Annotated in this window: 8 protein-coding genes; 1 reads left to right on the plus strand and 7 read right to left on the minus strand. The window is 70.3% G+C overall.

Going from position 1 to position 6,479, the window contains the following annotated elements; genetic code table 11:
* Positions 1 to 280 (plus strand): hypothetical protein (locus AB0H81_RS43265; RefSeq protein ID WP_358387866.1); only part of this gene is annotated, 280 nt, incomplete at its 5' end.
* Here the strand turns inward: AB0H81_RS43265 and AB0H81_RS43270 are convergent.
* The 7 genes from AB0H81_RS43270 to AB0H81_RS43300 form a co-directional block, all read right to left on the minus strand.
* Positions 281 to 1,144 carry an ABC transporter permease gene (locus tag AB0H81_RS43270; RefSeq protein WP_358387869.1) on the minus strand — a complete coding sequence of 288 codons (864 nt, stop codon included), beginning with the start codon at positions 1,142 to 1,144 and terminating at the stop codon, positions 281 to 283.
* Positions 1,141 to 1,860: an ABC transporter ATP-binding protein gene (locus tag AB0H81_RS43275; RefSeq protein ID WP_358387872.1), complete on the minus strand. Its 720-nt coding sequence runs from the start codon at positions 1,858 to 1,860 to the stop codon at positions 1,141 to 1,143. Before AB0H81_RS43275 ends, AB0H81_RS43270 begins: the two co-directional genes overlap by 4 nt.
* Before the next feature lie 110 nt (positions 1,861 to 1,970).
* Positions 1,971 to 3,581, minus strand: coding sequence for a monocarboxylate uptake permease MctP (gene mctP, locus AB0H81_RS43280; protein ID WP_358387874.1), 1,611 nt, complete (start codon positions 3,579 to 3,581; stop codon positions 1,971 to 1,973).
* Complete coding sequence (locus AB0H81_RS43285) at positions 3,578 to 3,787, minus strand: DUF3311 domain-containing protein (RefSeq protein WP_358387877.1); 210 nt, start codon at positions 3,785 to 3,787, stop codon at positions 3,578 to 3,580. The genes mctP (AB0H81_RS43280) and AB0H81_RS43285 overlap by 4 nt, the downstream gene beginning before the upstream one ends.
* A 182-nt stretch (positions 3,788 to 3,969) precedes the next feature.
* Entirely contained in the window at positions 3,970 to 5,580 is a 1,611-nt protein-coding gene (gene mctP, locus AB0H81_RS43290) for a monocarboxylate uptake permease MctP (RefSeq protein ID WP_358387880.1), read from the minus strand.
* Entirely contained in the window at positions 5,577 to 5,780 is a 204-nt protein-coding gene (locus tag AB0H81_RS43295; protein WP_358387882.1) for a DUF3311 domain-containing protein, read from the minus strand. Before AB0H81_RS43295 ends, mctP (AB0H81_RS43290) begins: the two co-directional genes overlap by 4 nt.
* A gap of 137 nt (positions 5,781 to 5,917) precedes the next feature.
* Positions 5,918 to 6,479 (minus strand): WYL domain-containing protein (locus AB0H81_RS43300; protein ID WP_358387884.1); only part of this gene is annotated, 562 nt, incomplete at its 5' end.

The raw sequence follows: 6,479 nt of genomic DNA on the forward strand, positions 1-6,479 counted from the left end.
GGAGCTCGCGGTGGAGCTCGCCGGGCGGCTGCCCCGCCTCCTGCCGCCCGCGGGCGAGCCGCCGGGCGCCCTGGCGGGGGCGACGGGCCTGTACGCGCTGCTCGGGCTCCTCCTGGTGGCCTCGTCGCTGCCCGTACGGCGGAGTCGGGAGACCGTGTCCGTACGGCGCGATCGGGGGACCCCGCCCGTACGGCGGAGTCCGAGGGCCCCGGAGAACGTGCGGCCGGAGGACGCCTCGGCACGAGGGGGCGGGCGGACCGCGGCCCGGCGGGACGGTTGATCAGTCGCCGAAGCGGGACAGCTTGCCGTGCCGGCGGGCGTAGCCGAGCGCCCACGCGTACAGCCCGAGCGTGAGCGCCAGGTAGACGACGTTGAGCGCGCCCGCCCACGCCAGCCGGTCCCAGGGCACGGCCCCGCCGGACATCACCGTGCGCATCCCCTCGAAGACGTGCGAGGCGGGCAGGAACCACGACACCGCCTGGAGCGGCGCCGGCAGCACCGACACCGGGTAGAAGATCCCGGCCAGCGGCTGCACCACGAACGCCAGCGACCAGGCGATCACCTGCGCGTTCTCGCCGAAGCGCAGCACGGCGGCGATGCCGACCAGCCCCAGCGACCAGCCGAGCAGGAGCAGCACCGCCATGAACGGCACCAGCCCCACGCCGAGGCTCGTCACCCCGAACCCGTAGAGCGCGTAGGCGAGCCCGGCCATCACCGTGACCGCGAAGAGCACCTTGCCCAGCGAGAACAGCACCAGCCCGACCAGGTACTCGGTGCTGGACAGCGGGCTGACCTGCACGTTGAGCAGGTTGCGCGACCAGACGTCCTCGAGGAAGGCGATGGAGATCTCGTTGCTGGCCTTCTGCAGCACCTGCCAGAGCAGCACCGCGCCGAGGAGGAACGCCACCACGAACGGCACCCGCTGCGTCTGGAGGAACAGCGTGACGAACCCCCACAGCAGCAGCTCGACCGTCGGCCAGAACAGGATCTCGAAGATGCGGATCGGGCTGCGGCGCAGCGCGGCGAAGTCGCGGCGCACCACGCCGAGGACGCGGCTGCGCCGGGCGGCGAAGCTCAGCGGGGCCAGCGTCAGAGCCGGGCTCGGGCCCGGGGCCGGGGCCGGGGGGATGGGGAGTGCCGTCATCCGCGTGCCACCTTCAGGAACACCTCTTCCAGGTCTTCGGCCCCGTAGTGGCCGGCCAGCTCGGCGGCGCTGCCGGCGGCCACGACGCGGCCCTCGGCCACGAAGTGGATCCGGTCGCACATCCGCTCGACCTCGCGCATGTTGTGGGAGGTGATGAGCATCGCGGCGCCGCTGTCGCGGGCCACCCGCGACAGCAGGCCGCGGATCCGGTCGCCGGCGTCGGGGTCGAGGTTGGCCGTCGGCTCGTCCAGCACGAGCAGCCGGGGCGCGTTGACCAGCGCCTTGGCCAGCTGGACGCGGGTGCGCTGACCGGAGGACAGGTCCATCACCCGCCGCCGGCGCAGCGGGCCCAGCTCCAGCAGCTCGATCATCTCGGCCACCCGCTCCTTGGGCCGCCGTACGGCGTAGAAGCGGGCGAACACGTCGAGCACCTCCTGCACCAGCAGCGGCCCGGGCAGGTCGACGTAGCTGGCGGCGAAGTTGACCCGGCTCAGCGCCTCGATGCGGTGCCGCGCCAGCTCCATGCCGAACAGGGTGATCGTGCCCGCGTCGGGGGTGATGAGCCCGAGCAGCATGTGCAGGGTGGTGGACTTGCCGGCGCCGTTGGGGCCGAGCAGCGCGGCCACCTCGCCCTCGGCCACGGTGATGCTCACGTCGTGGACGGCCGTCACAGGCCCGAACCTCTTCGCCAGGCGCGTCGCCTTCAGGATGACCACCGCTCCAGCGTGCGGTTCGTGCGCGGCCGTGCGCAACGGGTTTTCGACGGGCCCGGAGGACGGCGAGAGGCCCGCCTCCGCGGAGGAGACGGGCCTCTGAGTGGGACAGGTCAGTGCGCGGCCGACAGGTCGAGGTCCTTGACCTTGGGGTCGCCCTCGTCGGCGAAGTAGTCGTCGCGGGACGTGGCGTCCTCGCCCTCGGCCACCTTGGCGGCGCGGAAGGCCAGGGTGGCCAGCACGGAGACCACGAGGTTGACCGCGAGGGCGAGGAAGCCGGCGTACACGGTCATGGGGGTGTCGAGGCCGAGGTTCTTCAGCGCGAACGCCGACCCGCCGAAGTGGGCCTTGCCGTTGGCCGGGTTCGGGATGAGGTACAGCATCCACATGCCGGCCGCCAGGCCCGCCGCCCAGCCGGTGATGAGGCCGCCCCGGTGGAACCAGCGCGTGTAGAGGCCGAGCCCCACGGCGGGCAGCGTCTGCAGCATGATCACGCCGCCGATGAGCTGGAGGTCGATGGAGAACTGCGGGTCGAGGAGCAGGATGCACAGCACCGCGCCGACCTTGACGACCAGCGACACCAGCTTGGACACCTTGGCCTCCTGGGCGTCGGTGGCCTGCTTGTTGATGTACTCCCGGTAGATGTTGCGGGTGAACAGGTTGGCCGCCGCGATCGACATGATCGCCGCCGGCACCAGCGCGCCGATGCCCACGGCCGCGTACGCGATGCCGGTGAACCAGTCGGGGAACATCTGGTCGAACAGCCGGGGGATGATCGTGTTGGTGTCCGGCTTGCCGGTGGCGCCGATGACGGGCTTGGTGCCCGCGGCGATGGCCATGAAGCCGAGCAGGGCGATGAGGCCGAGCAGGAAGCTGTAGGCGGGCAGGGCCGCCATGTTCCGCTTGATCACGCCCCGGTTCTTCGAGGCGAGCACGCCGGTGAGGCTGTGCGGGTAGAGGAACAGCGCCAGCGCCGAGCCGAACGCGAGCGTGATGTACTGCAGCTGGTTGGCGGCGGTGAGCGTGATGCCGTCCGCCGGGGCCGGGGTGGCGTCGAACTTGGCCTTGGCCGCGTCGAAGATCGTGCCCCAGCCGCCCAGCTTGGCCGGGATGTAGATGACCGCGGCGAGGATCACGATGTAGATGAGCGTGTCCTTGACGAACGCGATCAGCGCCGGCGCGCGCAGGCCCGACTGGTAGGTGTAGGCGGCCAGGATGGCGAACGCGATGATGATCGGCAGGTGGCCGGTGATGCCCATGGCCTTGAGCACGGCCTCGATGCCGACGAGCTGGAGCGCGATGTACGGCATGGTCGCCACCAGCCCGGTCAGGGCGATGACCAGCGCCAGCGTCGGCGAGCCGAAGCGGGCCCGGACGAAGTCGGCCGGCGTGACGAACCCGTGGACGTGCGACACCGACCACATCCGGGCCAGCACCAGGAACACCAGCGGGTAGACGACCACCGTGTACGGCAGCGCGTAGAAGCCGAGCGCGCCCGCCCCGAACACCAGCGCCGGCACGGCCACGAACGTGTAGGCCGTGTACAGGTCGCCGCCGACGAGGAACCAGGTGATCCACGAGCCGAAGTTGCGGCCGCCGAGGCCCCACTCGTGCAGGCTCTCGATGTCCTTGGGCCGCCGCCACCGGGCGGCCACGAAGCCCATGCCGCTGACCACGAGGAAGAGCAGCGTGAAGATGACCAGCTCGGTCGTGTGCCCGTTCATCGGGTCATCCTGTAGACGATCGTGGTGCAGGCGACGCCGACGGCGATGAAGGCGATCTGCAGCCAGTAGAACAGCGGGAAGCCGAGCAGCCGGGGCTCGTCGGCGTTGAACAGGAACGTCATCAGGGGCAGCACGATGGGCAGGACGAGCAGCCAGTTCCATGGACTGCGGTCGCTGCGCGGCTGCCCGGGTTCCCGGGTTGTCACTCGACCCCTCCGTTAAGCCGTATCCGCGTGAACGGATGCAGGAGCCGGTCGTCTGACCGGCTCCTGACTTCATGGTCAACGGCAGGAGATTAGCTTCACTGGGGTATTAAGCCCAATGTCACGAGTATTACGGTTTGGCCTAAATGAGGACGGGCGTCCCGAGATGTGAGACGCGGCGAGGATCACGTGGATCCGGTGAGCTTGATGTCCTTGACCTGCGGGTCGCCCTCGTCGGCCGTGTAGTCGCCGGGCCGGGTCGCGTCGGGCCCGTCCGGAGCCTTGGCCGCGCGCGCGACGAGCGTGCCGATGACGGCCACTGCCAGGTTGAGCAGCAGCGCCAGGAAGCCCGCGTAGACGGTGATCTTCGTGTCGAGGCCGAGCTTGGTCAGCGGGAACGCCGAGCCGCCGAAGTGCGCGTGCTTGATGGCCGGGTTGGGGATGCTGTAGAGCATCAGCAGCCCGCCGCCCATCCCGGCGACCCAGCCGGCGATCAGCCCGGCCCGGTGGAACCAGCGCGTGAACAGGCCGAGCGCCACCGACGGGAGCGTCTGGAGGATCATCACGCCGCCGATGAGCTGCAGGTCGATCGAGAACTGCGGGTCGATGAGCAGGATGAACAGCACCGCGCCGATCTTCACGACGAGCGAGGTCACCTTGCTGACGTTCGCCTCCTGGGCGTCGGTCGGTGTGCGGTTGACGTACTCGCGGTAGATGTTGCGGGTGAACAGGTTGGCCGCCGCGATCGACATGATGGCCGCGGGCACCAGCGCGCCGATGCCGATCGCCGCGAACGCGATCCCCGTGAACCAGTCGGGGAACATCCTGTCGAACAGCTGCGGCACCACCGTGTTGACGTCCTTGCCGATCGGCTTGACGCCCGCGCTGATCGCCATGTAGCCGAGCAGCGCGATGAGCGCCAGCAGCAGGCTGTAGGCGGGCAGCGCCGACATGTTCCGCTTGATCACGTCCCGGTTGCGGGAGGCCAGCACCCCGGTGACGCTGTGCGGGTAGAGGAACAGCGCGAGCGCCGAGCCCAGCGCGAGCGTCACGTACTGGAGCTGGTTGTTGGCGTTGAGCAGGTAGCCGTCGGTCGTGACCGGGGTGGCCTCGAACTTGGCCTTGGCGCCGTCGAAGATGGCGCCCCAGCCGCCCAGGCGGGCCGGGATGTAGATGATCGCCACCAGGATGACGAGGTAGATGAGGACGTCCTTGACGAACGCGATGAGCGCCGGCGCGCGCAACCCCGACTGGTAGGTGTAGGCCGCCAGGATCACGAACGCCACGATCAGCGGCAGGTCGCTGAGGAACCCGCTGCCCGTCACGCCCATGGTCTTCAGCACGGCCTCGATGCCGACGAGCTGGAGCGCGATGTACGGCATGGTCGCCAGGATGCCGGTGATCGCCACCAGCAGCGCCAGGGTGGGCGAGCCGAAGCGCGCGCGCACGAAGTCGGCCGGGGTGACCAGCCGGTGCACGTGCGACACCGACCACAGCCGGATCATGACGAGGAACACGATCGGATAGGTGATCACCGTGTACGGCACGGCGAAGAACCCGGCGGCGCCCGCGCCGAACAGCAGCGCGGGCACGGCCACGAACGTGTAGGCGGTGTACAGGTCGCCGCCGATGAGGAACCAGGTGATCCACGAGCCGAAGTTGCGCCCGCCGAGCCCCCACTCGTGCAGGCTGGCCAGGTCCGTGGGGCGGCGCCACCGGGCGGCGACGAAGCCCATCCCGCTGACCAGCAGGAACAGCGCGGTGAAGATGACGATCTCGGTCATGTGCAGGCTCATGGCCGCCTCCTCGTCATCCGGTAGACCAGCGTGGTCGTCCCGACGCCGAGGGCGATGAAGGCGATCTGCAGCCAGTAGAAGAGCGGGAAGCCGAACAGCCGTGGTTCGTCGGCGTTGTACAGGAACGTCATGAGGGGGATGACGATGGGCACGAGCAGCAGCCAGTACCAGGGGCTGCGGTCACTCTTGTCATCGGGCAAGGCGGTCTCCTTGGAAGTGAGGAGAGGCAGCTCTCGACCCCGCACCTTAGACAGGCCGGTGTTCCGGGCAGGTCACGGATCGCCGAATGGTCGTACCGCCGCGCCGAACGGTCGATCACGTCCCGCGGAGCGCCCTCCTAGGAGGAGGCATTCCCCTCGTACAGCCTCGCCATGCGGGCGGCGGCGCTCGCGACCAGGGCGCGCAGCTCCGGCGGCTCCAGCACCTCCGCCTCCGGCCCGAAGCGCAGGACCTGACTGTACGCCACGGCCACCGACTCGACGCCGAGCCGCACGGTGCCGTCGGGCCGCAGCGAGGCGAGCGCGTCGTCCAGCGCCGCCGGGTCGGCGATGTGCCGCAGCATCCGCACCCCGGCCTCCGTCAGCCGCAGCGTGACCGTCTCGCGCAGCAGCGAGCGGGCGAAGGACGCCGCGTGCCCGGCCCAGAACGCCGCCAGGTCGAATCCGGGGTCCCGCGCGAACGCGCCCTCGTGCGGCTCGACCGCGCCGAAGCGGTCCACCCGGAAGGTGAGGAACCGCGCCCGGATCCGGGCCACGAGGTACCACACGCCCGCCTTCAGGACCAGCCCGTACGGCTCCAGGGTGCGGCTGCGCTCCCGGTAGACGGCCGTGATCGGCCGGTCGCCCCACACGGCCCGGGCCACCGGCGCCAGGGCGGCCGGCGGCGGGTCGCCCGAGGCG

Origin of the sequence: Nonomuraea sp. NPDC050691, from assembly GCF_040654455.1 — a bacterium.
In the GTDB taxonomy this organism is placed as follows: Bacteria; Actinomycetota; Actinomycetes; order Streptosporangiales; family Streptosporangiaceae; genus Nonomuraea.